At 66.2% G+C, this 24,422-nt stretch carries 25 protein-coding genes; 4 read left to right on the top strand and 21 right to left on the bottom strand.

The genetic code is table 11. The annotated features are described in order from the left end of the window. Positions 1-2: 2 nt before the first annotated feature. From FS388_RS09455 to FS388_RS09405, 11 genes are all read right to left on the bottom strand, one after another. Positions 3-1,229, bottom strand: coding sequence for a serine/threonine-protein kinase (locus FS388_RS09455; RefSeq protein WP_146341190.1), 1,227 nt, complete (start codon positions 1,227-1,229; stop codon positions 3-5). Continuing rightward, complete coding sequence (locus FS388_RS09450; RefSeq protein ID WP_146341189.1) at positions 1,222-1,836, bottom strand: RNA polymerase sigma factor; 615 nt, start codon at positions 1,834-1,836, stop codon at positions 1,222-1,224. Before FS388_RS09450 ends, FS388_RS09455 begins: the two co-directional genes overlap by 8 nt. A gap of 9 nt (positions 1,837-1,845) precedes the next feature. Beyond that, entirely contained in the window at positions 1,846-2,739 is an 894-nt protein-coding gene (locus tag FS388_RS09445) for a DUF4081 domain-containing GNAT family N-acetyltransferase (protein WP_146341188.1), read from the bottom strand. Then, entirely contained in the window at positions 2,714-3,883 is a 1,170-nt protein-coding gene (ispG, locus tag FS388_RS09440) for a flavodoxin-dependent (E)-4-hydroxy-3-methylbut-2-enyl-diphosphate synthase (protein ID WP_146341187.1), read from the bottom strand. Before ispG ends, FS388_RS09445 begins: the two co-directional genes overlap by 26 nt. 29 nt (positions 3,884-3,912) lie before the next feature. Further along, entirely contained in the window at positions 3,913-5,352 is a 1,440-nt protein-coding gene (locus tag FS388_RS09435; protein WP_371708777.1) for an RIP metalloprotease, read from the bottom strand. A gap of 35 nt (positions 5,353-5,387) precedes the next feature. Beyond that, positions 5,388-6,617 carry a 1-deoxy-D-xylulose-5-phosphate reductoisomerase gene (gene dxr / locus FS388_RS09430; protein WP_146341185.1) on the bottom strand — a complete coding sequence of 410 codons (1,230 nt, stop codon included), beginning with the start codon at positions 6,615-6,617 and terminating at the stop codon, positions 5,388-5,390. Positions 6,618-6,737: 120 nt separating this feature from the next. Further along, entirely contained in the window at positions 6,738-7,286 is a 549-nt protein-coding gene (locus FS388_RS09425) for an endonuclease domain-containing protein (RefSeq protein ID WP_146341184.1), read from the bottom strand. Between the two features lie 734 nt (positions 7,287-8,020). Next, a complete protein-coding gene (locus tag FS388_RS09420; RefSeq protein WP_146341965.1) occupies positions 8,021-9,481 on the bottom strand; it encodes a cation acetate symporter in 1,461 nt (486 codons plus the stop codon). Between the two features lie 7 nt (positions 9,482-9,488). Continuing rightward, positions 9,489-9,881: a hypothetical protein gene (locus FS388_RS09415; protein ID WP_146341183.1), complete on the bottom strand. Its 393-nt coding sequence runs from the start codon at positions 9,879-9,881 to the stop codon at positions 9,489-9,491. Beyond that, positions 9,878-10,606 carry a LytTR family DNA-binding domain-containing protein gene (locus tag FS388_RS09410; RefSeq protein ID WP_146341182.1) on the bottom strand — a complete coding sequence of 243 codons (729 nt, stop codon included), beginning with the start codon at positions 10,604-10,606 and terminating at the stop codon, positions 9,878-9,880. Before FS388_RS09410 ends, FS388_RS09415 begins: the two co-directional genes overlap by 4 nt. Beyond that, a complete protein-coding gene (locus FS388_RS09405) occupies positions 10,603-11,418 on the bottom strand; it encodes a histidine kinase (RefSeq protein ID WP_146341181.1) in 816 nt (271 codons plus the stop codon). Before FS388_RS09405 ends, FS388_RS09410 begins: the two co-directional genes overlap by 4 nt. Before the next feature lie 177 nt (positions 11,419-11,595). Here FS388_RS09405 and FS388_RS09400 point away from each other — a divergent pair, with 177 nt between their 5' ends. Continuing rightward, positions 11,596-13,386: an OFA family MFS transporter gene (locus FS388_RS09400; RefSeq protein WP_146341180.1), complete on the top strand. Its 1,791-nt coding sequence runs from the start codon at positions 11,596-11,598 to the stop codon at positions 13,384-13,386. Positions 13,387-13,418: 32 nt separating this feature from the next. On the opposite strand, the gene FS388_RS09395 is transcribed toward FS388_RS09400, so the two are convergent. Next, entirely contained in the window at positions 13,419-13,904 is a 486-nt protein-coding gene (locus tag FS388_RS09395; protein WP_146341179.1) for an Lrp/AsnC family transcriptional regulator, read from the bottom strand. Positions 13,905-14,039: 135 nt separating this feature from the next. Between FS388_RS09395 and ald the strand changes: the two genes are divergently transcribed. Continuing rightward, the gene (ald, locus tag FS388_RS09390) at positions 14,040-15,128 is read left to right on the top strand and encodes an alanine dehydrogenase (RefSeq protein WP_146341178.1); all 1,089 of its coding nucleotides are present in this window, start codon (positions 14,040-14,042) and stop codon (positions 15,126-15,128) included. Positions 15,129-15,146: 18 nt separating this feature from the next. Here the strand turns inward: ald and FS388_RS09385 are convergent, their stop codons facing one another. From FS388_RS09385 to rpsB, 7 genes are all read right to left on the bottom strand, one after another. After that, positions 15,147-15,617, bottom strand: a complete 471-nt coding sequence (locus tag FS388_RS09385; RefSeq protein WP_146341177.1) for a GNAT family N-acetyltransferase — start codon at positions 15,615-15,617, stop codon at positions 15,147-15,149. Between the two features lie 5 nt (positions 15,618-15,622). Continuing rightward, positions 15,623-16,171 (bottom strand): DivIVA domain-containing protein, encoded by a 549-nt coding sequence (locus tag FS388_RS09380; RefSeq protein WP_146341176.1) that lies wholly within the window; start codon positions 16,169-16,171, stop codon positions 15,623-15,625. Between the two features lie 20 nt (positions 16,172-16,191). Further along, the gene (locus FS388_RS09375; protein WP_146341175.1) at positions 16,192-17,064 is read right to left on the bottom strand and encodes a phosphatidate cytidylyltransferase; all 873 of its coding nucleotides are present in this window, start codon (positions 17,062-17,064) and stop codon (positions 16,192-16,194) included. A gap of 14 nt (positions 17,065-17,078) precedes the next feature. Then, complete coding sequence (frr, locus tag FS388_RS09370) at positions 17,079-17,636, bottom strand: ribosome recycling factor (RefSeq protein WP_146341174.1); 558 nt, start codon at positions 17,634-17,636, stop codon at positions 17,079-17,081. Between the two features lie 68 nt (positions 17,637-17,704). Continuing rightward, on the bottom strand, positions 17,705-18,454 hold the full coding sequence (gene pyrH, locus FS388_RS09365; protein WP_146341173.1) for a UMP kinase: 750 nt from the start codon (positions 18,452-18,454) through the stop codon (positions 17,705-17,707). Positions 18,455-18,574: 120 nt separating this feature from the next. Continuing rightward, the gene (gene tsf, locus FS388_RS09360) at positions 18,575-19,411 is read right to left on the bottom strand and encodes a translation elongation factor Ts (protein ID WP_146341172.1); all 837 of its coding nucleotides are present in this window, start codon (positions 19,409-19,411) and stop codon (positions 18,575-18,577) included. Between the two features lie 31 nt (positions 19,412-19,442). Next, on the bottom strand, positions 19,443-20,351 hold the full coding sequence (gene rpsB, locus FS388_RS09355) for a 30S ribosomal protein S2 (protein ID WP_146341171.1): 909 nt from the start codon (positions 20,349-20,351) through the stop codon (positions 19,443-19,445). Between the two features lie 358 nt (positions 20,352-20,709). Between rpsB and FS388_RS09350 the strand changes: the two genes are divergently transcribed. Then, on the top strand, positions 20,710-21,240 hold the full coding sequence (locus FS388_RS09350) for a M23 family metallopeptidase (protein ID WP_146341170.1): 531 nt from the start codon (positions 20,710-20,712) through the stop codon (positions 21,238-21,240). Positions 21,241-21,396: 156 nt separating this feature from the next. Then, the gene (locus FS388_RS09345; protein WP_146341169.1) at positions 21,397-22,209 is read left to right on the top strand and encodes an alpha/beta hydrolase; all 813 of its coding nucleotides are present in this window, start codon (positions 21,397-21,399) and stop codon (positions 22,207-22,209) included. 122 nt (positions 22,210-22,331) lie between these two features. Here FS388_RS09345 and FS388_RS09340 read toward each other — a convergent pair whose 3' ends face one another. Together FS388_RS09340 and FS388_RS09335 are read right to left on the bottom strand one after the other, a co-directional pair. Beyond that, positions 22,332-22,637: a P-II family nitrogen regulator gene (locus FS388_RS09340; protein ID WP_146341168.1), complete on the bottom strand. Its 306-nt coding sequence runs from the start codon at positions 22,635-22,637 to the stop codon at positions 22,332-22,334. A 14-nt stretch (positions 22,638-22,651) separates the two neighbouring features. Beyond that, entirely contained in the window at positions 22,652-24,085 is a 1,434-nt protein-coding gene (locus FS388_RS09335; RefSeq protein ID WP_246836173.1) for a DUF1538 domain-containing protein, read from the bottom strand. Between the last annotated feature and the right edge of the window lie 337 nt (positions 24,086-24,422).

Here is a 24,422-nt window from a genome sequence, read left to right as displayed (position 1 = left end):
CGTCACTCCACCACGCGTATGGGGTGACGGGCCTCCAGCTCTGTGCCGTCCTGCGCTCGGCCGCGCACAACAATCTCCGCACGGCCGGGCGCGGTGGGGGTCAGGGAGATCTCCTCGTCGGAGGTCTCGTATGAGCCTGTGGGGAGCAGCCAGACCCAGTCGGACAGGCCCTCCCCCTCGACCTCGAAGCTCACGGTTCGGCCCACCTGCGCCTCCTCGGGCCCTTCGATCTCAAGGGACGAGCCGGCAGCGGACTGCGGAAGCTCGCCCGTGCCTCTCATGAGCCAGCCCACGGCCAGTCCCAGCACCATCGCCGCCAGAGCCGCAGCGCACACGGCGAGCGCACCACGACGCAGGCCGATCCGGGCGCCGGCAGGCCGAGGACCTTCGTCGGGTGCCGGCGCGGGCTCTTGAGCGGGAGCTTGCAGCTCAGGGGCCGGTGGTGCCAGACCTGCTTCGATCTCAGCGAGCCACTCAGCTGCGTCGTCCGGCCGCTGCGAGGGATCTGAACTCATGCTGCGACGCAGCACCTCATGGAAGCTCTCAGGCAGGTCGGCCTGCTGGGTCAGCCAGTTGAGCAGGGCGGACATGGACCAGATATCGGCCCGCGCATCCACCAGACCTGGCCTGTTCTGCTCCGGCGGTCGGAACCCAGCGGTGCCGCCAGAGACGGTCAGACCTGAATTGACCGCGAGATCTTTGCACATTCCGAGGTCGGCAAGGAGCAGCCGCTCATCAGAGCGAAGAAGCTCCGACGTGCCTGTCACGGAGACGCCGTCGGCGCTGGGGGCCGTGGCCAAGAGCAGGTTTCCGGGGCTGAGATCGCGGTGCACGAGCTGAGCCCGGTGCACTGCCTCCAGCGCCTCCGCCAGAGGGCGCGCGAAGGCGAGCACATCGTGGGGCGATGCTCGCCACCCGTCGGACCAGAGCCGTCTGACTCGTTCGGCGAGGGTGCCCCGATCGGCATATTCCAGCACCAGATATGGCTGCTGCCGCGCTGACTCCCCGATGTCGTGCACAGTGACGACCGCGGCACTGCGTATCTTCCGCAGGTAGCGGCCCTCGCCGATGAAGCGTTCCCGAATCTCAGGGTTCAGGCTGTGGTTCTCAGCGAGCAGCTTCACCACCACCGTGTCCCCGAGGAGATCGTCTGAGGCACGGTGCACCGTGGCGAAGGACCCCACCCCGATCACTTCTTCAAGGCGATAGCGTCCCACCTGCTCACTCATCCGTGAGGCCTTCCTTCAGCTGGGCCGCCACCATTGCGCGGCCCCGGCTGATCTGAGCCTTCACGGTGCCCTCGGCTCGTCCGAGGCGCTGTGCGATCTCCTTGTAGCTGAGCCCTTCAAGGTCTCGGTGGACCACCGGCCGCCGATACAGCTCGGGAAGCGCCTCCAGAGCCTCGCGGACGGTGGCGCGTGTGGCGATCATGGAGCTGATCCGCGCTGCGGGCCCTGCGTCCTCGTCCAAGGGTGCATCCTGACGCTGCCGCCGCAGGTGATCAACCACCCGCCGCCGCACGATGCTGTGCACCCACGTGGTCACTTTTCCGCGACCGTCGTAGCTCTCGATGGAGCCGGCCACGCTGATCAGCGCCTCCTGCGCCACATCGTCGACGGCGGTGCTGTCCAGCAGGGCCGCCCCGGCGAATCGTCGCATCACTCCCGACGAGTCCAGCGCCTCGATCAGCAGCTCTGCCGCCGACCCTTCGGTGCGCGCTTCGGCGGCGAGGACGGCCAGCGCATCGTCGAACGCCGGTGTTCCGACAGACTCCTGGGTGAGGCGGCGCGCAGAGCGCCAGTCGCGGGCCTCGAGTGCCGCTCGCAGCTCATCCATGTGGTCACTCTAGAACAGGACGGTGGCGTAGGTGCCGACCTGATCGAAGCCCACGCGCCGGTAGGTGCTCAGGGCAGGCGCGTTGTAGTCGTTGACGTAGAGGCTCACGGTGGGCGCCAGCCTCAGGCCTGCTTCGACCACGGCCGCCATGCCTGGGCCGGCAAGCCCTTCCCCGCGGCGGGACGGAGGCACCCAGACCCCTTGGACCTGGACCGCAAGGTCAGTCACAGCACCGAACTCCGCCTTGAAGACGATGCTGCGGGACTGAGGATCCACGGCGATCAGCGAGTGCCCGGACCGGATGAGCCCCCTGATCCGTTCGCGGTACTGGGAGACGCCTTGGGTGTAGGGGCTGAAGCCCAGCTCCTCGGTGAACATCGCCGCACAGGCCTTCTCCACTGCACGGAACTCTTCGATCCGTGAGGGGCGCACCTCGTGCAGCGGCTCCACCGAGGGGGGTCCTGAGATCGCCATGAGCGGCTGGTCCGCGCGGATCTCCCGCTCGTGGGACCACCCGGTCGCTTCGAACAGGGCGAGCACAGCGTCGGCGTGGCCGTAGATCGATGAGACGCGACGTCTGAGGGAGGCGGCGGCCTGCCCGAACAGCCGGCCGCCGGCGGCGTCAGCGCCGATGGGAATGATGTTGGATCCCAACCAGCACGCTGCGCGGAGCCCGCCCTCGGCGTCGTCGATGCCGAGGAGCATCGCCCCCATGCGGTTCGACGACGGTCCGGCGCTGCCCCGCTGCCGCACAGCCGCGGCGGCGGAGACGTTCCCGACAGGATCCTGATCCAGCAGCCTGAGGAGCGCAGAGGTGTCTTCGGGACGAAGGATGCGCACCGCACCATCGGTGGCGCGGGCGATCTTCGCCTGCGGGTCAGCTGACGGAGACCACAGGGGCACCTGCGCCGGCGTCCTCTCCCTCACTGTCCAGACCCATCTGTTCGGCCAGTCGGTTGGCCTCCTCAATGAGGGTCTCGACGATCTGATCCTCGGGGACGGTCTTGATGACTTCGCCCTTGACGAAGATCTGCCCCTTGCCGTTGCCGGAGGCGACGCCGAGGTCGGCGTCGCGGGCTTCACCCGGACCGTTGACCACGCATCCCATGACGGCGACGCGCAGAGGCACCTCCATACCTTCGAGCCCGGCGGTCACATCATCGGCGAGCGTGTACACGTCCACCTGGGCGCGGCCGCAGGAGGGGCAGGACACGATTTCAAGCTTGCGAGGCCGCAGGTTCAGGGACTCAAGGATCTGGTTGCCCACCTTCACCTCTTCCGCCGGCGGAGCCGACAGGGAGACCCGGATCGTGTCTCCGATGCCCTGAGCAAGCAGGGCGCCGAATGCGGTGGAGGACTTGATGGTGCCCTGGAAGGCAGGGCCGGCCTCGGTCACACCGAGGTGCAGAGGCCAGTCTCCCCGTTCGGCGAGCAGCTGGTACGCCTGGGTCATGATGACCGGGTCCGAGTGCTTCACACTGATCTTGAAATCGTAGAAGCCGTGCTCCTCGAACAGGCTGGCCTCCCATACGGCCGACTCCACCAGAGCCTCAGGAGTGGCCTTGCCGTACTTCTGCATGAGCCGCTTGTCCAAGGAGCCGGCGTTCACACCGATGCGCAGACTGACTCCGTGGTCGGAAGCCATCTTGGAGATCTCTTTGACCTGGTCGTCGAACTGCCGGATGTTGCCGGGGTTCACACGCACCGCGCCGCAGCCGGCCTCGATGGCCGCGTAGACATACTTGGGCTGGAAGTGAATGTCTGCGATCACAGGGATCTGCGACTTCTTGGCGATGATGGGCAGCGCCTGCGCATCCTTATCGGTGGGACACGCCACCCGGACGATGTCGCAGCCGGAGGCGGTGAGCTCCGCGATCTGCTGAAGCGTCGCGTTGATGTCGTGCGTCTTGGTGGTCGTCATCGACTGCACCGAGATGGGGTGGTCGCTGCCCACGCCGACGTCTCCGACCTGGAAGTTGCGGGTCTTCCGTCGGGGGGCCAGGACCGGAGGGGGCGCGGAGGGCATGCCGAGATTGATAGCAGTCATCGGATCCAGTCTACTGCCGGTCGGCGCTATCACTCATTCGGAAACAGACGTATGGGATCGATGATGTCGGCAAAGATGAGCATGGCGCCCATCGCGATGATGAACACAGCGACCACATAGGTCAGCGGCAGCAGCTTGGAGATGTCGAAGGGCCCCGGGTCCGGGCGCCCGAAGAGCTTCGCGAGGCGACGGCGGAGCGCCTCATAGAGCGCCCCGGCGACATGCCCGCCGTCCAGAGGCAGCAGAGGAATGAGGTTGAAGATCATCAGGGCCACATTTACGCCTGCCACCAGGGACATCAGGGTGGCAAACCGCGACTCCCACGGGATCTGCTCCTGAGCAGAGATCTCACCCGCGATCCTGCCCACTCCCACCACAGACATCGGCCCGTCCGGGTCGCGCTCGGCATCAGTGAAGGTCGTCACCGCGACGTCGTACATTCGCACGGGAAGAGTCATCACTACCTGGGCGATGGCCTGGCTCTGCTCCCAGACGATCGGACCGGCCTCCCAGGGCGGGTGCCTCACGATCTCCTGATCCGCGCCCATGCCGATGAAGCCTGCCCGCTCGGTCAGCACCTCGCCGTCATCGTCGCGCTGGACACGGTTGAACTGGTCGTAGACAGGACGCTCAGTCTCGATGGGAGTCAGCGTGGTGCTCACCCGCTCACCGTCGCGCTCGTACACCAGCGCCGTCTCCTGACCTGCGGCATCGCGGATCCTGCCGCTGAGATGATCCCAGTCCTCGACCGGATCGTCAGCGAACTCCACGATCTCGTCGCCGGGGCGCAGTCCGGCCTCGTAGGCCGGTCCCGCCGGAGCATCGGAGGCGCACTCGCCGTCCTGCTGCTCTGCGACCTCCTGCGTGGTGGCCACGCATTCGTACACCTCGACGACGCGCGGCACAGCCTCGTTCATGCCGTGCAGCGAGACGGTGCCCGCCGTCAGGAACAGTGCGAGCAGACCGTTCATCGCCGGGCCGCCGAGCATCACGATGATCTTCTTCCAGGTGGCCTGGTTGTAGAACATGCGGGACTCGTCGCCGGGCTGCAGCTCCTCCGCAGCGACCTCCCGCGCCTCCGCGGACATCTGCTGAAAGATTCCGGTGGAATGGGACGTGACGGTGCTGTGGTCGGGCCCGGCCGATGCGCTGGGCGCCGGCGGGGTCCCGTACTGCGAGCTCAGCTCCCGCAGGTAGGGATCCTCCGGACCGGCGGTCCCCTCGGCTGAGCTCGAGGGACCCTCGGCTGGGTCCTGATCCTGAGCCGGCGGCGGATACATGCCGATCATGGCGATGTAGCCGCCCAGGGGCAACGCCTTGATCCCATACTCCGTCTCGCCCTTCTTCGAGGACCAGAGGGTCCTGCCGAAGCCGATCATGTATTGGGTGACGCGCACTTTGAAGAGCTTGGCGGGGAGCAGATGCCCCACCTCATGCAGAGCGATGGAGATGATGATTCCCACCACCATGATGAGGACCCCGACGAGGGTCAGCAGCGCGACAGTCACCGGATCCCGGCCCCGGCGGCCCTGGTCGCCATCGCTGCGAGAAGCTCGTCTGCGCGGGCCCGCGCCCATGCCTCCGCGCCGATCACCGCATCCAGGTTCGCGGCGGACGCGGGCACGCCGTCATGGTCGGCGAGGACGTCGGTCACCGTGGTGAGGATTCCTTGGAAGGGGATCTCGCCGCGGTGGAACGCCTCCACCGCCTGCTCGTTGGCTGCGTTGTAGACCGCCATGTGGGTGGCGCTGCTCTTCGCGGCAGTCTTGGCCATCTCCACCGCTGGAAAGGCCGAGTGATCAAGCGGCTCGAACTCCCAGCTCATCGCCTGAGTCCAGTCGATGGGCGTATCCACCCGCCCCAGCCGGTCCGGGTGGGACAGCGCCCACCCGATCGGAACGAGCATCCGTGGCGGCCCCGCCTGAGCGATGGTGGAGCCGTCCTGGAACTCCACCAGCGAATGGATGTACTGCTGCGGATGAACGACCGCCTCGATGCTGTCCAGCGGCACGTCGAAGAGCAGATGCGCCTCGATGACCTCCAAGGCTTTGTTGACCATTGTGGCCGAGTTGGTGGTGACCATCCGGCCCATGTCGAAGTTCGGGTGGTTCAGCGCCATCTTCGGTGTGACCTCGGCCAGCTGCACGCTGTCCCATCCGCGGAAGGGCCCCCCGGAAGCGGTGACCACCAGTCGTGACACCTCACTGTGCCCCTCGTCTTCGGCGTCGGCGGAGCACAGCCCCCTGCGGTGGCGACCCGATGCGAGGGCCTGAGCCAATGCCGAGTGCTCCGAGTCCACCGGGACAACCTGGCCGGCACGCGTGCAGGCCTGGGCGATGAGAGCCCCGCCCACCACGAGCGACTCCTTGTTCGCCAGGGCCAGCTGAGCTCCTGCCTTCAGCGCGGCCAGCGTGGGCTTCAGCCCGATCGAACCGGTCATCGCGTTGAGCACCACGTCGGCGCCGGATTCGGCGGCGATCGTCTCAGCAGCGTCCGAACCGGCGAGCACCTCGGACGCGCGGCCGCTGAGCTGGTCTCGCAGGCGGGCCGCCGCGTCAGCATCGCGCAGCCCCACCAGCGCCGGCCCGAACCGGCGCGCCTGCTCAGCCAGCAGGGCGGAGTTGCTGCCTGCGGCGAGCGCAACGACCTCAAACTCATGCGGGTGCTGGGCTATCACGTCGAGCGCTTGGGTTCCGATGGAGCCGGTGGACCCCAGAATTGCGACCTTCTTCATCACCGCTCCATTATCCATCCTCATCCGCCTCACCCCGTTCGGTGCTGGAATGTGGGCCCGCTTCAGCCCGAAATGCCCCCCACCAGCCCCAAAGTCCAGCACCGTACCGCGGGTTTTCCGTCACGATGGGTAACCCCGCTCCCGAAGCTTGCCCAGCACCTTCTGCACCGCGCCTGCGCCATTGCTGCGCATGTGGTCCTTGGTGATGCGAACCTCAGTCCACCCGAGCAGCTCAGCTGTCTCCTGCCTCCGCACGTCGAGCAGAACCCTCTCAGCCGTCGAATGCACCTCTGCTCCGTCGTACTGAATCGCGAGCCTCCATTTCCGCAGTGCCAGATCGGGTCGAAAACAGCGTCGTCCGCGCTCGTCGCAGATCAAGGGGTTCACCTCGGGGAGCGGCAGGCCCGCTCGGTGAAGCGCATACCGCAGACGAGTCTCCGGCTGCGAATCCGCAGCATCTGTGGCGAGCTTCGCAGCTGAGCGGGCTGTTCGAATGCCGTTCGCGCGGCCTCTCAGCCGCAGGGCTTCACCCAGTTCGTCCGGCCTGGCCAAGGGCGACGGCAGACCGGGCCGCCGTATGCGGGTGCTGAGGACCTGATCAGCGAGCACCAGAGCCTCCTCCTCTGAGCTGCGGAGGGCCACATCGAGCCACGCCCAAGCAGGAGACACCACTCTGACCCCGTTGCGCCACCGAAGGAACTGCGCAGGAACGGACCCTCTGTGAGAGGCCACCAGGCCGGGTCGCTGAACCTGCGGTGCCCCTGAGAGGCCTCGTCAGATGCAGAGGACGCACCATCAAGCCGCCTGAGAAGTCCCACAGGAGGCGGCGGTCTCGTGGGAGGCAGCTCGTCGCCCGTCAGCGGTGAGTGCTTGGAGCAGGCCCACTCGATGTGCGGGGATCGTCCTGGTTCGACACCGGCGTAGATTCCCCAGGCTGCTCGCGCGGCAGCTCCGTTGAGCTCGGCATGCCTGAGGTCTCGGCGGGTCATCCCCTGATCCAGGAGCAGCCCTGCCAGAGTTCCGGAGGCGGGGAGGGACTTGGCAGCTCGTCGGCGCTGATCCGGCTTCTCTTCGTTCATACCCTCAAGTCACGGTCACTGCCGCTCACAGCGTTGCGCCTCAGCGTCAGCTGTTCGCGCACTCCGCGGTGCGTCGGGCGTTCCGGTCGAATGTGGAACAGCGAGCCGCCCACCCTGCTGTTCGCTGCTGGAATCCTGCGGCGAATTCGCTCCTCAGAGCGAGGAATGGGCCCAATATCCAGCAGCGAACGGGTGTTTGGGCGGGCGAGGAAGAGAGCCCCCAGGGAGCCCGGCCGGGAACGGGCGGCGGGCGGCGGGCGGCGCCACAGGGCGGCCGGCCGGCGGGATCGCCCTGGGACGGGTGCCCCGCGGTGCGCGGGTTCGTCAGCCTTCGGGGAGATGGAGCCGGGCGAGCACGTGAGCCGTGTTGCGGGGCGGGCGAGCGCCGCCGTACCGGCTGACGAGCACGGCGACGGCGAAGGCCAGCGGCACACACCACAGCGCCGGATAGTTCAGGAGCACTGCGTCCGTTCCCCAGCCCAGCTCAAGCCCCCGCCCCAGTGCGAAGGATCCCAGCGACGCTGCGGCACCGGTGACCATCCCTGCGATGGCCCCCTGGGCGGTCACTCCCGACCACCAGATCCCCAGCAGCAGCAGAGGGGTCAGCGACGACGCGGCGAAGGTGAACACCATCGCCACAGCCCCGGCCAGCGCCATGTGCGCGGTGGCGACGGCCATAGCCAGGGGCAGCGCGCAGGCGAGAACCGCCCCGATCCGGAAGCCGAGCACCGACCCGCCGAAGAACTCCTGGGACAGCACCCCGGAGACCGATACCACCAGCCCGGATGACGTTGAGAGGAACGCCGCGAACGCGCCGCCGGCGATCACCGCGGTCAGCAGGTCTCCGCCCGCACCGTCGAAGACGGCGCTCGGGAGTCGCAGCAGAGCCGTATCCGGAGAACTCAGCTCCCCCTCGGCGAAGACCGCCCGGGAGATCACGCCCAGAGCGACCGGCAGGATGTAGAAGCCGGACAGAAGCCCCAGCAGCAGGAACGTGGTGCGACGGGCGGCGTCGCCGTCGGGGTTGGTGTAGAACCGCACCAGCACGTGCGGCAGTCCGATGGTCCCCAGCATCAGCGCCAGCAGCAGGGAGACGATCCGGTAGAAGTCCGCTGGCGAGGTGCCTGTTCCGTCGTGCCAGACGGACGCGTCCCATCCCGGCAGCCCGGGACCGCCGAGCGTGTTGGTCTGCAGCAGGATGAAGATCAGGGGAATCAGGAGCGCGCAGAGTTTGATCCAGTACTGGATGGCCTGGGCAATCGTCACCGACCTCATGCCGCCGGGCAGCACGGTGGCGAGCACCACCACAATCACAGCGGCAGGCCCGGTCCACGCAGGCAGCCCCGTGGTGGTGGTCAGCGCGAGCGCCGCACCGTGGAGCTGAGGGACGATGTACATCCACCCCGTCAGCACCACGATGATGACTGTCGCCACCCGCAGCCGGGAGGAGGAGAAGCGCAGGCTCACGAAGTCGGGGACGGTGTACGCGCCTGAACGGCGCAGCGGCCCTGTCATGAACAGCAGCATCGTCAGACAGCCGGCCGTGTAGCCCAGCGGAAACCACAGGCCGTAGGTGCCCTCGGCGACGATCAGCCCGGCCACGCCCAGGAAGCTGGCCGCAGATATGTACTCGCCGGCCAGCGCGGACGCGTTCATCCGCGGTGAGACGCGGCGCGAGGCGACGTAGAAGTCGCTCGTGGAGCGGACGACGCGCAGTCCGAAGAGGCTCACCAGCATGGTGGCCGCGAAGACGAGGATGATAGCCGCGATGGCGTACTCCCGCATGGGTCCCTCAGGCACTCGGCTCCGTCCCGGCGCGTGCGCTGCGGCGGCGTCGGTATGCGCGGTCGTACCGGAGGATCCTCAGGAGGTAGAACCGTCCTGCCGCGAGGATGATCGGATACAGGACCACCCCTGGGATGATCCACATCAGCGGGCCCTGGTACGTGGACAGCGCCAAGGCCGCGCACACCGTCACCAGCAGGACGAAGAATCCCACTCCGATGGCTACCGCAATCCGCAGCTTGGCCGAGATCAGCGCGAGGACTTCAGCGTCCGCCTCCGACCCGTGCGAGCCGCCGCGCAGATGCCCGCGACGGGGATCCAGCAGGGCCTCCTCCGCAGTGGGCGGGATCTGGGGGCCCACCACCTTCTGGCGCGACGACGGGGCAAGATGCTGGCTCATCGGCCCACCGCGGAGAGCCGGTCCCGAACATGCGGCATGAGCCGGCGGCTCACCTCCAGGTCCTCACCCGCCACACGGATGCTCATGCGACCGGCGCGCTGCTGGACCCGCTCCACATGGTTCAGGCTGATGAGGTGAGAGCGATGGATGCGCACGAACCCGTGCGGACCCCACTGCTCCTCCAGCTCAGCAAGGGCGGCACGCAGCAGGAAGGAGCCGCGGTCGGTGTGGAGCCGGGCATAGTCGCCCTGGGCCTCAGCACGGCGTATGGAGGGCAGCTCGAGGAGAACGATGGAGTCGCCGCGGCTGACGGAGATCCGCGGGGGCGCTGGAGCTGCGCTGCCGGGGTGGGAGCTCAGCGCCTCGGAGGCGCGGCGCAGGGCTTCGCGGAGCCGCGAGGCTCTGACCGGCTTGAGCAGGTAGTCGCGGGCGGCGAGCTCGAAGGCCTCCACGGCGGGCTGGGCGTCCGCAGTGATGAAGATGATCTGCGGGACGGGCTCCCCGTCGGCGACCCTTTCTGTGAGCTGCCGCGCCAGCTGCATGCCGTTCTGCCCGGGCATGTGGATGTCCAGGAGCAGCACGTCGATGGGCTGGGTGCTGAGGATGTGTTTGGCCTGGGCCGCGTTGTATGCGGTGTGGACGGTCTCTGCCAACGGTTCGGAGTCCAGCATCCACTGCATCTGGGTGACGGCGGGCTTCTCGTCATCGACGACCAGAATCTTCATACGGTCTCCTCCGCACCCGGCTGGAACTTCGGCACGCGCATCCACACGCGCATCCCGGCGCCCTCTGCGGTCTCGATCTGCAGACCGTCGGCCCCGCCGTAGGCCTGCCGCAGGCGCAGGTCGACGTTGCGCAGCCCGATGTGGGTGCTGCCCTCTTCGCCCACGAGCACCCTGCGGATCTGCTCGGGGTCTGCGCCCGGGCCGTCGTCCTCCACGCTGATGACGGCATGCGTCCCCTCGTCCTGCCCGGTGAGCCGGACCTTCGCGTGCCCGGTGACGGAGTCCATCCCGTGGCGGACGGCGTTCTCAACCAGCGGCTGGACAGCAAGGAACGGGATCTTGAGGCTCAGGACCTCCGGGGCGATCTTCAGACGCACCTGCACCCGGTCCTCGAATCGGGCCTGCTCGAGCAGCACGTACCGCTCCACGGCGGCCAGCTCCTCCTCAAGGGTGGTGAAGTCACCCGCACCGCGCAGGCTGTACCGGGTGAAGTCTGCGAAGTCGATGACGAGCTCTCGCGCTTTGACCGGGTCCGCGGGAATGGTCGCGGCGATGGCGTTGAGGCTGTTGTAGATGAAGTGCGGAGAGATCTGGCTGCGCAGGGTTCTCAGCTCTGCCTCGACAAGCTGCCGCCGTGTGGCCTCGGCCAGAGCGCGGTAGTCCACAGCATCATCGGGCGTCGGCTCGACCGCCGCGGCATCATCCGCCGAAGGGGCAGCCCCGCGGCCTCGGGCGGCGACATAGAGCACCAGCGCGGTGAGCACAGCGATGATGACCACCAGGATTACTGTCGTCGCGCTCGCCTGCTCCATCCCGCCAGTCTAGGGACTCGCCGACCGTTCTGAGCGCGGACTGACCGCTTGCCGCAGGAGCGATGCCGCTCGTCGTACCTCGGAGGCCGCTGGCGCGAGCATCATGAAAATGTGTGCCGAGTCACAACGGGTGACCACCTGCTCTGTGCCCCTACACGTTTCCTAGAAAGGCAGCTGATGACTGACTCAGCCACCGCTTCCGCGGTCGACGAGCGGCAGACGAAGGCAGCCCCTGCCTCTGCCGAGCTGCGCGCCCCCTCGTACCACCGAATCAAGGCGGGTCCTCGATTCAACCGGTGGCTGATCCCGCCTGCGGCCCTGGCGCTCCACATGTGCATCGGCCAGGTCTACGGGACGTCCGTCTACCAGTCGAGACTTGCGGGCCACTTCGCTGAGGACCCCCTGGTCGGGATCTTCGGCCAGGTCCTGGGCCCCATCTTCGGCGGGGAGCACCCGGCTCAGACTGCCGTGGCATTCTTCGCCTTCTCCCTCTCGATCTTCCTGATGGGCCTCTCCGCGGCCCTGTTCGGCAAGTGGGTCGACTACCGCGGCCCACGGATGGCCATGCTCGCCTCCACCACCTTCTGGATCACCGGATTCGTCGTCGGCTCGGTCGGCATCTTCACCCAGCAGCTGTGGCTCGTGGGTCTCGGGTACGGAGTGCTCGGCGGCATCGGCCTGGGCATCGGCTACATCGCGCCGGTCTCCACGCTGATGAAGTGGTTCCCGGACCGTCCCGGCTTGGGCACCGGCATGGCCATCATGGGCTTCGGCGTCGGCGCGATGATCGCCGCACCCTTCTCCAACCTGATGCTGGGCGTCTTCGACACCATGGGCGCCGACGCCGGCAATTCGGTCGGATACCTCTTCCTGACCCTCGCGGTCATCTACGCCCCGATGATGCTCTTCGCCGCCTGGATCATCCGTGTTCCCGCCGACGGATGGAAGCCCGAGGGCTTCGACCCGAGCGTGCGGAAGACCTCCAAGATGGTCTCCGCGGGCAACGTCACGGCCAACAACGCTCTGCGCACACCTCAGTTCTGGCTGCTGTGGGTGGTGCTGTTCGTCAATGTCACCGCCGCAGTGGGCCTGCTTCCGCAGGCAGCCAACTTCGTTCAGGACTTCTTCCGCGACGACACCGGCGAGACCTTCGCCCACCCGGAGGTCGCAGCGGTCGCCGCGGCCGGCTTCGTCGGCTACCTGTCGCTGACCAACACCCTGGGACGGTTCATCTGGGCCTCGACTTCGGACAAAATCGGCCGCAAGCCGATCTACATGATGTACCTGGGCCTGGGTGCTGCGCTCTACGTATCGCTGGGAACATTCGGCGACACGAACATGGCCGCGTTCATCGTCCTGGCCGGCATCATCCTGTCCTTCTACGGCGGCGGGTTCGCCACCATTCCGGCCTACCTGCGTGACCTCTTCGGCACACTGCAGGTGGGAGCCATCCACGGCCGACTGCTGACGGCATGGTCAGTAGCCGGGATCGCAGGTCCCGCCATCGTCAACATCACCCTTGACTCGGCCGAGGGCACCGCAGGGACGGATCTCACGGCGGCGGACTACCGCCCGGCCCTGTTCATCATGGCTGGCCTGCTGCTGGTGGGATTCATCGCCAACCTGCTGGTCCGACCGGTCCACTCGAAGTGGCACGAGGAGTCCAAGGACTCCGATGCTCTTGAGGGCGCGGCTCCGTCGGGTGCTCCCGCGGAGCAGAGGGCGCAGCAGGAAGCCGCTGCGGTGAAGCCCGCGGCCGCACCGATTGTTCCGATCCCCGTCGCCTGGATGATCGTGTCCATTCCGATGCTCTTCGGCCTGATCTACACCCTCATCAACGCTGTGCAGCTGTTCTTCCCGCCCGAGCCCGACGAGGTCGCCGGCGGAGACGAGCAGGCCGGCGGACTGCTCACCGCAGCACGTGCGGCAGCAGCTGCGGTGCGGGTTGTGCACTCCATGATCAGCTGACCCCGTACGCCCCGTCGCAGCCCGGGCAGCGCCTAGTCCATGACGGGCAGGCCTGCCCGGGCTGTGTGGTGCTCAAACACCAGGTTGGTCTGCGTGAGTGCGACGGCAGGGTTGGAGGACAGGTGCTCGAGCACGAACCGTCGCACATGCTCAGCGTCCCTGACCTGAACGTGGATGAGAAAGTCCTCGGTGCCGCCCAGGATGAACAGCTGCGTCACTTCGGGATGCTCGCGAAGGTCCTGCGCCATCTGCTCCATGAGATGCCGCGCACCGGGTCGGATGCGGACGCTGACGAGCGCCTGCAGGTGGTAGCCGAGGACGCGGGGGTCCACCTCCACGGTGAACCGAGAGATGACGCCTCTGTCCACCAGGGAACGCACGCGTGCCAGGCAGGCGCTAGGCGAGAGCCCCACTTCGCGGGCGAGCTCGGCATTCGCTGCTCGCGCGTTGACGTTGAGCCGATGCAGAATCGCACGATCAGCTGAGTCCAGCAGCGGAGCATAATCTTTGGCCGGCATGCCCTGACCACCCCTTTCGCAGAATATTCGAACCGAATTGTGCCATGTGACCGCCGTTCGTTCGACAGTTCATGATTGTCGGTGAATATCCGTGCATACTCTGAGTGCTGTCCCATCAACTCCACGGAGGATCTTATGCGCGTAGGCGTTCCCGCAGAAGTGAAGAATCACGAGTACCGAGTGGCCCTCACCCCAGCAGGCGTCGATGCGCTGGTCCGCGATGGGCACGAGGTTCTCATCCAGACTCAGGCGGGATCTGCCTCCGGGTACAGCGATGCTGACTACACCGATGTCGGTGCTGAAATCGTCGCCGCTGCGCAGCAGGCGTGGGCGGCGGATATGGTCCTGAAGGTCAAGGAGCCCGTTGAGGAGGAGTACGGGTTCCTTCGTCCGGGGCTCCTGCTCTTCACCTACCTGCACCTCGCCGCCGATAAGGCGCTGACTGAGGCGCTGGTCGCCTCGGAGACCACATCCATCGCCTATGAGACGGTGCGGGCCAAGGACGGAAGCCTGCCGCTTCTGACGCCGATGAGCGAAGTGGCGGGCCGGCTCGCCACGCTTGAGGGTGCTGCTCACCTGAAGGCTGCCGCCGGAGGGCGCGGTGTGCTGCTCTCCGGCGTCCCCGGAGCCTCCCCGGGGAAGGTCGTGGTGATCGGCGGCGGCGTAGCGGGAGAGAATGCTGCACGAGTGGCCCTGGGGCTGGGAGCACGCGTGGAGGTGCTGGACATTTCTCCGGCGCGCCTGCGTGAGCTCGACGCCCGGTACCGCGGCGCTATCGGAACCCGGGTCTCGAACCCGTACGAGATCGCTCAGCAGGTCGCTGACGCTGACCTGGTCATCGGCTCGGTGCTGGTGCCCGGCGCTGCGGCCCCCAAGCTGGTCAGCGAGGAGATGATTCGCAGCTCGCAGCCGGGCACGGTGTTCGTCGACGTGGCGATCGACCAGGGCGGGTGCTTCGAGGGCTCAGCGGGCACCACTCATGCTGAGCCGACGTTCCGGCTCGGCGATGCGGTGATGTACTGCGTCACGAATATGCCTGGCGCGGTCCCTGCCACCTCGACGAAGGCGCTGACCAACGTGACGCTCCCCTACGTGCTTCAGCTCGCGGGGCAGGGCTGGCAGAGCGCACTGGACAGTGATCCGGGCTTGGCCAGCGGGCTGAGCACGGCAGAAGGTGCGCTGCGCAGCAGCGAGGTAGCTGAGGCTCACGGCATGGAGGCCTGAGCGAGCAGCGCGTGCGGGTCAGTCGAGCTGCAGGATCTTCTCGGTGACGACGCTCGCGCGGGCGTTGGAGAAGACCTGCTCCTCCCCCACTTCGCGGAAGCCCCGCGTGGTGAGGATCTTCAGCGATCCGCCGTTGTCCGCCACGACTCTCGCCCTGAGGGGACGCGAGGCAAACTCCTGGAGGAACTGGTCGACCGCGGACGTGGTGATGCCCTGGGACCAGAACTGCTTGTCGGTCCAGAACATGATCTCGTGGGCGTCCTCCTCCTGGAACACGGCGATCGAACCGGCGGGAACCCCGTCGACGTCGATGGTGCGGACCAGCGAGGACTCATCTCCCAGCAGCTGGCCCCAGTGGTGGTCGAAGACGCTGCGGTCCCGGGGGTTGGTGGGCGCGAATCCGGCCATGTGGGCGGCGTCGGCGTCCTGCTGGAATTGGAAGAACTGGTTCAGGTCGGCCTCGTTGACGTCCCGCAGTGTGATGTTCATTCTGCTCAGCCTACCGAAGCCATGATCTCAGTCATACGATCGAGGAAGGCGTCCACCTGGGCTTCGTCATATGCGGAGCTGCCGGACGCGGTCTCGAAGGCGACCGTGCGGATCTCATCGACGCTCATGGGGTTCTCCCCGTCGAGGTACTGCTCCAGCCGGTGCGCGAGCTGGTCAACGTCTGCCCGGCGGTAGCCGGTGCCGTCGCCTGAGGGCTCGCGGAATCGTTGGCCCTCCGGGCGTTCGAGACGGCGGCGCAGGGGCTCGGCGCGCTCAGCGAGCAGCTCGTACCACGCGTCCTCGCCGTGCGCTGCGATGTAGCGGTCGCGCTCGGCGGAGGCGAACGCGTCTTCGAGACGATCCAGAGCTGCGTCGACTTCAGCGGGGCTGTATCCCCCGGCACCGAGGGAGAAGCTTGCCTCGCGAATCTCAGCGAGCGGCATGCTCCGTCCGGAGTCGTAGGCAGTCCTGGCGCGCGCCATGAACTGATCGACTTCCTCCCGGCTGTAGCCGTGCTCGTTCTCGGAGAGCAGGGTGAACAGTGGTTGCGACATGGTCTTTAGCCTAAGTCTGGTCAGGCGAGGCCCAGTGCCACCACGCCGAGGTATGCGGCCGGCATTGCCCAGACGACGGAGTCGAGGCGGTCCATGACTCCGCCGTGGCCGGGCAGTGCGTTGGACATGTCCTTGATGCCGGCTTCTCTTTTGACCATCGATTCGGCGAAGTCGCCGGCCGTTGCCGCCACGACCACGATGACTGCCAGGAGCACGCCGGCGTACAGGGGCTCATCGAAGACGACCCAGGAGAAGAGCGCGCTGACGGCTGCGGCACCGAGGAGCGATCCGGCGAACCCTTCCCAGGACTTCTTCGGGCTGACCTTGGGCGCCATGGGACGGCGGCCGAACAGTCGGCCGGCGATGTAGCCGAAGGTGTCGTTGCAGACCACCAGCAGAACGACGACGGTCAGCCGCCATGCTCCGTCGTCCATCTGCACCAGCAGCACAGCGAAGGAGACGAGGAAGGGCACCCAGCATCCGATGAAGACTGCGGCGGCGGCGGACTGGATCGGGGGCTTCTCCGCACCGATGGGCGTGGCCCGGACGGCCGAGCTCGCCCAGACCCAGACCAGAATGAGCGCGCTTGTTAAGGCGAAGCTCAGGACGAGGCCTTCCTCTGCTGCGAAGTAGGCAGCGACCAGCATCCCCACGGATCCGACGCACAGCGGCACAACGGGCACGTTGTAGCCCTGGCCTTTGAGGGCGCGCGCGACTTCCCACACTCCCAGGCAGAGAAGGACCGAGAAGAGGAGTATGAGAACTTCGACGAAGAAGAGGATACCGATGACTGCCGGCACCAGCAGCGCAGCGCCTGTGGCTATTGCGGCAGGCAGGTCACGGCCGCCCCGAGGCTCGTTGCGTGCGGGTTCGGGCAGCGTCGGGGAGGGCATGCGGTGTAGGAGGCTCAGACCTCGAGCAGCTCGGCTTCCTTGCGCTTGGCCATGTCGTCGATGCGGTCGACATGCTTCTTGGTCAGGCTCTCGAGCTCTTTGGTGCCGCGTTCGGCGTCATCCTCACCGACTTCGCCGTCCTTGGCGGCCTTCTCCATGGCTTCTTTGGCTTTGCGTCGGGCGTTTCGCACGGACACTTTGTGGTCTTCGGCTTTGCCTTTGACGAGCTTCACGTATTCCCTGCGCCGCTCTTCGGTGAGGTCGGGCATGGTGATGCGAATCTGTTTGCCGTCGTTGGACGGGTTGGCTCCGATCTCGGAGTCGGAGAGGGCCTTTTCGATCTCACGCATCGCGGAGATGTCGTAGGGGGTGATGAGGATGGTGCGGGCGTCGGGGGTGTTGAAGGACGCCAGCTGCTGCAGCGGGGTGGCGCTGCCGTAGTAGTTCACGAGCACCTTGGAGTACAGGGCGGGGTTGGCCCGACCGGTGCGAACGGTGGCGAAGTCTTCGCTGGTGGCTTCGACTGTCCGCTCCATGGCCTCTTCGGCCTCGAGCAGGGTCTCGTCAATCACGGGTCTCTCCTTGGGTGTCCGGTTGTGCCAGGTGGCAGTCTACTGAAGTGTGGTCGCGCGCGGCATGATCAGGGGTTGACGGCGGTGCCGAGCGGCTCTCCGAGGAGGGCGCGGGTGATGTTCCCTTCCCCTTCCATGCCGAAGACGCGCATGGGGAGCCCGTTGTCGTTGCACATGGTCATGGCGGTCTGGTCCATCACTCGGATGTTCCTGCGCAGGGCCTCATCATAGGTGAGGGTGTCGAGCTTCTCGGCGGTGGGGTCGGTGCGGGGGTCGGCGGTGTAGACGCCGTCGACGCCTGACTTCGCCATGAGCACCTGCTGCGCTCCGACTTCCAGGGCACGCTGGGCGCACACGGTGTCAGTGGAGAAGAAGGGCATTCCGGCGCCGGCGCCGAAGACGACGACCCTGCCTTTTTCCATGTGCCTCACTGCGCGCAGGGGTATGTATGGTTCGGCGACCTGTGCCATGGAGATTGCGGTCTGCACACGGGTGGGCTGGCCGGACTGTTCGAGGAAGTCTTGGAGCGACAGCGCGTTCATCACGGTGCCGAGCATGCCCATGTAGTCGGCGCGTGCTCGGTCCATGCCGGCTTTGGAGAGTTCGGCTCCGCGGAAGAAGTTGCCGCCTCCGACGACGACGCTGACTTCGACTTGGTCGCGTACGGCGGCGATCTGTTCAGCGATGGCGCGCACGGTGGCGGGGTCCACGCCCACTGATCCGCCTCCGAACACTTCGCCGGAGAGCTTGAGGAGCACGCGTCGGCGGCCTGCTGCGGCGGGGTCTTCAGTGGTGCGTGTGGTCAGGGGCTCTGTCATGGGGTCCTCCGCGGCACGTGGCTTCTCGAACAGGGTGGGCATAGGAAAAGGGGGCGGCCACCTGGAAGATGGCCACCCCCTTTCCTGTGAAGACGTTCAGCTCAGTCTAGCGTCTTTCGTTCAGGATCCGACGCGGAAGCGGACGAAGCCCACAGCTTTGGTCCCGGCAGCGTCGAGGATCTGGCTGACGCTCTGCTTGGGGTCCTTGGCGAAGGGCTGGTCCACCAGGACGTGCTCCTTGAAGTACGCGTTGGTGCGACCCTCGATGATCTTCGAGATGGCCTGTTCGGGTTTGTTCTCGGCGCGGGCAGTCTCCTCGGCGATGCGGCGCTCATCGGCCACCTTCTCCTCGGGAACTTCGTCGCGGACGAGGTAGCTCGGCGACATCGCGGCGGCGTGCACTGCGACGTCGTGAGCGGCGGCCTTGGCCTCTTCGGAGTCGTCTGCCACTGCAACGAGCACGCCGACCTGCGCGGGCAGGTCCTTGGCGGTCTTGTGCAGGTAGGCGTCGACGTATCCGCCGGTGATTTTGGTCAGACGGCGGACCACGACCTTCTCGCCCAGGATGGCTGCCTCTTCGGTGACGTAGTCGGACAGCTTCTTGCCGTCGACTTCGTCCTCGAGCAGAGCTTCGACGCCGTTGTGGCCGCCGGCCACAGCCACTTCGAGAACCTTGTCTGCGAGGGCAATGAACTTGTCGGACTTGGCGACGAAGTCGGTCTCTGCGTTGACCTCGAGCAGGTAGCCGGCCTGGTCAGTCACCTTCGCGGTGATGAGGCCTTCGGCGGCCGACCGGCCTTCGCGCTTGGCCGCACCCTTCAGGCCCTTGATGCGGATGGCCTCGATGGCCTTGTCGACGTCGCCGTCGGACTCGTCAAGGGCCTTCTTGACGTCCATCATGCCTGCGCCGGTGCGCTCGCGCAGGGCCTTGATGTCGGCAGCGGTGTAGTTCGCCATGGGTTGCGTTCCTCCCGGAGGGTTTAAAGGATCAGGCTTCGGTCTTCTCGGCAGCTTCGCCGGCGTCCGCGTTGGTGGGAACGGCGGCTTCGCCGGTCTCCTCCTCTGCGACAGCGTCTCCCTCGTTGGAGGGGGAAGCCTGGTCAGGCTGCTCGGCGCCCTTCTCGGCCGCGTGCTGCTCGAGCAGCTCGCGCTCCCACTCAGCCATCGGCTCTGCGGCTGCCTGGCTGGAGCCGCCGCCGCGCTTCTCGTCGCGGGCGATGAGGCCGTCAGCAGCCGCGTCTGCGATCACGCGGGTGAGCAGGTCGACGGAGCGGATGGCGTCGTCGTTGCCGGGGATGGGGTAGTGGACCTCGTCGGGGTCGCAGTTGGTGTCGAGGATGCCGACCACGGGGATGCCCAGCTTGTGAGCCTCGTCGACGGCCAGGTGCTCCTTGTTGGTGTCCACGACCCAGATGGCGGACGGAGTCTTGGTGAGGTTCCGGATGCCGCCCAGGTTGGAGCGCAGCTTCTCCAGCTCGCGGGAGAGCAGCAGCAGCTCCTTCTTGGTGTACTGGGAGCCTGCGACGTCGTCGAAGTCGATCTCCTCGAGCTCCTTCATCCGCTGCACTCGCTTGGAGACGGTGGCGAAGTTGGTGAGCATGCCTCCGAGCCAACGGTGGTTCACGTAGGGCTGGCCGACGCGGGTCGCCTGTTCGGCGATGGCTTCCTGGGCCTGCTTCTTGGTGCCGACGAAGAGGACGGTGCCGCCGTGGGCGACCGTCTGCTTGACGAACTCGTAGGCGCGGTCGATGTAGGACAGCGACTGCTGCAGGTCGACGATGTAGATGCCGTTGCGCTCGGTGAAGATGTAGCGCTTCATTTTCGGGTTCCAGCGGCGGGTCTGGTGACCGAAGTGAACGCCGGAGTCCAGCAGTTGGCGCATAGTGACGACAGACATGAAAAGTCCTTTCGGTGCCGGGCTTACAACATGGGCGGACCCATGCAGCGCCGGCTCGTTTTATCGGTTGCGAATATCTCCGGCTTTCCCGGATTCCTAGCTGCGAAGCAAGCCGAAGCTCGCGGCCCCAGCACCTGCCTTGCCCAGATGTCTGGTCGTCGGAAGTGGACCGAAGGGGACGACCCGCGCAGAACGCGGGGAATCACAGCGCGTAGTCAGTTGGGCGCGCGGAAGAACCACGCACACCAGCTGCTGGGCAAAGTCTAGCGGCACAGGGAAGGAATGCCCAACCACAGGGTGCGTCCTCGCTCTTGCACAGGTGTACCCGGCCGCTGGGCCTCAGGGCAGAGTGGCATTCATGCCTTCGAAGACGACTGCCCGCCCCCTTGCCGGGGCGATGCTGTGCCTGATGATGCTGGCACTGCCCCTGACGACGGCGAGCGCGGCGGATCATCCCGACGATTGGAGGAGTCCGTCTGCAGGCGCGTCCGTGGTGCGCGCGTTTGCGGCACCCCCTGCCCCGTGGGCTTCCGGCCATCGAGGGGTGAAGCTAGGCGCCTCGCCGTCCTCTGCTGTGCGTGCACCCGAGCGCGGAACTGTTCTGTTCTCCGGCAAGGTCGTGAACCGATATGTGCTGACGATCGCTCACGGAGCCGGCTATGTCAGCTCCTTCGAACCCGTGGAGACGGAGCTCGAAGTCGGCGACACGGTCACCCAGGGGCAGCAGATCGCTTCACTTGCGACCTACGACGACGGAACCTACGCCTGCGAGGCCGCCTGCCTGCACTGGGGTGTCCGACACCACGGCGAATACATCAACCCGATGCTCCTCTTAGGCCCAGTCGAACCCTCCGTGCTGCTGCCCCTCGACGAACGCTCCGATGCGTGACCTCTGGCTCCCCGAGCGAGATTCGTGATCCACCCCCACCTGCGGTTATACGCTCACCTGCCGGGGAGTCGGATAGTTGCTCGGCAGATCAGCGATCATGGTCTTATGGAACGTGATGACCAGTTGCCGAGGAGCCGCCGGCGCGGCCGGAAACTCATGGCCGGGACTCTCACGATCCTGGTGGCAGTCGGGGTTGTGATGGCACTTGTGTGGGCCTTCCAGCGCTCCCTGATCTACTTCCCGGATACCACGGAGGTACCGCCGGCAGCTGAGGCCCTTTCGGGCGGTGAAGACCTGACTCTCCGAACCTCTGACGGCCTCCACCTGGGCGCGTGGTTCGCACCGGCATCAGCAGAGGCAGAGGACCGGGACTTAGCAGTGCTCATGACCCCCGGAAACGGCAGAAACCGTGCCTCTCGGACCGGTCTGGCCAGTGAGCTGCAGAATGAGGGTTTCGCAGTGCTCCTCCTGGACTATCGCGGCTACAGCACAAATCCGGGGGATCCGAGCGAGGAAGGGCTCGTCCGTGATGGGATGGCCGCCGTTGTCGCCCTCGAGGCCCAGGGGTTTCCGCCCGAGCGCACCATCTATTTCGGAGAATCCATCGGCGGCGGCGTGATCGCCGCACTGCTGACCGAACGTCCCCCAGCCGCAGCGGCGTTCCGCTCTCCGTTCACTGAACTGGCCGACGTGGGCCGGGAGCACTACCCGTGGCTTCCCGTGCGTACGATCCTTCGCGACGAGTTCCCCGTGGCGGCACACGTGGGCCAGACCCAGGTGCCGATATCTGTCATCCGGGCGGAGCACGACTCGGTGGTGCCGACTGAGCTGAGTGCGCAAGTTGCCGCTGCGGCTCCGAATCTCGTCGAGGAGCGGATTGTCGAGAATGCCGACCACAACGACCCGATCATGTTCGGCCCGGAGGTCGCAGAGGTGGTTGCCCGTCTCGCCGAGAACGTCGACCCCTGAGCCACGCATCTCCTCATTGCTGCGACCTCACTGAGCCGCAGGGGCGCATGAATCCGCGGGAGCGGCGACGTCCCTATGCGCAGGCGCAGCGCGCAGGGTCATAGCGATCAGCAGGGGGCATCTCAGTCGGATTCGGGGCTCAGCAGAGGAACGGAGCTTGCCTCCACCGGCACGACGAAACTGATTCCGTGTGGGTCTCCGTCTTCGAAGAGGACTCCTTCGAGGCATGACAAGATCGGCTCGACTTTCTCTTCGGTCACCAAAATAATGAGCGCAGTCTGAGCTCCGACGAACCTGGCGCCGAAGAAAGTCCGCCGCGACTTCTGGCCCACCCCCCGAGCGGAGAGAGCGGTCACGCCGGTGGCCCCGGCTTCCTCAACGAGCGAGATGGCCTTTTCCTCCCGGTCATCGGGGATGATGACGAACACGGCCTTATGAGACATCACGCCTCCGTAGATTCGACGTCGGTGCGGCTGGAATCAGCTCTGACGGAACTGAACCGGATGAGAAGAGCGTAGCTCAGGACGGCGATCACTGGTCCGACTGAAGCGAAAGCGATAAGGCCGAAGCCGTCGACGAGCATGTCGCGCCCAGGCACCGCGGCGGCCAGCCCGATACCCAATGCGGTGATCAGCGGGACCGTAATCTCGCTGGTTGTCACGCCTCCAAGGTCGAAGGCCAGCGGAACGTGCTGTTTGGGTGCCAGAAGCAGCAGGACCATCGCCAGCAGATAGAGGCCGGCAATGACCAACCCAAACGGTGCGCCAGTGAGGATCCGCAGCACTCCTATCCCGATGCCCGCAGCTACCCCGCAGGCCACCAGGAGCCGAAGCGTGCCAGCCCGCAAGCGCTTCTCTGAGATCTCTTCAGCCTCTTCAGCAATCGCGATCAGCGCAGGCTCAGCCATGGTCGCAGCGAAGCCGATCAGCACTCCGAAGGCGACGACGAGGAACATCCGGTCAGTCTCTATGAGCTGTTCCGCCATCTGCCGGCCCATAGGGATCAGCCCGAGTTCAAGACCAACGATGAACCCGTAGAGACCCAGAACCACCATGCCGAACCCCACTGTGGCCTGAATTGGGTTGCCCAGTCGCCGTCGCAGGATCACGAACTGGAAGAACAGCACGACCAGGATGACTGGCAGTACATCTCGGCCCACATAGACCAGCCCAACCATCAGGTCCAGCCACCACGGGAGCACATCCTCTGTCCCATTGGCGACCACGGCCTCGCCCGGTGACCCAAATTGATAAACCACGAGGCCGTAGAGCTGCACCCCGACAATGGGGACCATCACACACAGGGCGACAAGCCCGAAGCCGTCACGGAGCCGACTGCGTCCGGTGATCGAGGACGCCATGCCTATGCCGATGGCAGCTATCAGGGGAACTGTCACGATGTTGGTGGTGACCCCGCCGGAGTCGTAGGCGAGGCTGGCGATCTCCGGCGGTGAGGAGACGGTAAGGATCAGCACGACCCCGTAGCCGATGAGGAGCATGCGGTGCAGCGGCCAGCCTAAGAACACGCGGAGTGCCCCCAGCACCATCACTGCGCCCACACTGACTGCGATCACCAGCCGGAAGACGAAGCCGTCCACCTGGCCTTCACTGACTACCTCGGCCTGGTCTGCCACCGACAGCAGTGCGGGTTCCGCGATCACTGCGGCAAAGCCGATCAGGAAGCAGAAGGGGAGGATTTTCCACAGCGACGCCGACCGGATGAGCTTATTGGTGATGGACTTCCCGACTGGAAAGACGCTGCGTTCCAGACCCTCCAAGAAGAGGGCGATGCCGACAGCCACGATCACCAGACCGCCCAGAATCGCGTACCAGTCGTCAGGCACTTGGCGGAATACCACCAGCTGAAACAGGGCCACCACGCAGAGAATCGGCACCAGAGCGCGCAGTGCGTGAATAAGTCTCCGTGTCAGCGCCTGAGCTAGTTTCACGAGGACCCTTTCGGTAGCCGTCCCACTACTGCCTCCGACCCCGGCCCGGGGCGCAGTGGCTGCCGACGGCACCCCCGCCGGCAGGGAGTGCGGGACTTCAATCCGCGATCAACGGACTATAACAACCAGAAGCCTCGAATCCTGGCTGGAAGTTGCTTTTCTCCAGTTCAGGACGACACTTTCAGCTCCAACAGCTCACAGCAGGCTAATCCAGAGGTCAGTGCAATGAGCCCTGCTCACTGCAAGGTCCTCCCGGTACGGGGTG

Origin of the sequence: Nesterenkonia sp. NBAIMH1 (genome assembly GCF_007922635.1) — a bacterium.
Classification (GTDB): Bacteria; Actinomycetota; Actinomycetes; order Actinomycetales; family Micrococcaceae; genus Nesterenkonia; species Nesterenkonia pannonica.
The sequence above is the reverse complement of the archived record's forward strand: the minus strand, read 5'-3'. Positions and strand labels throughout refer to the sequence as shown.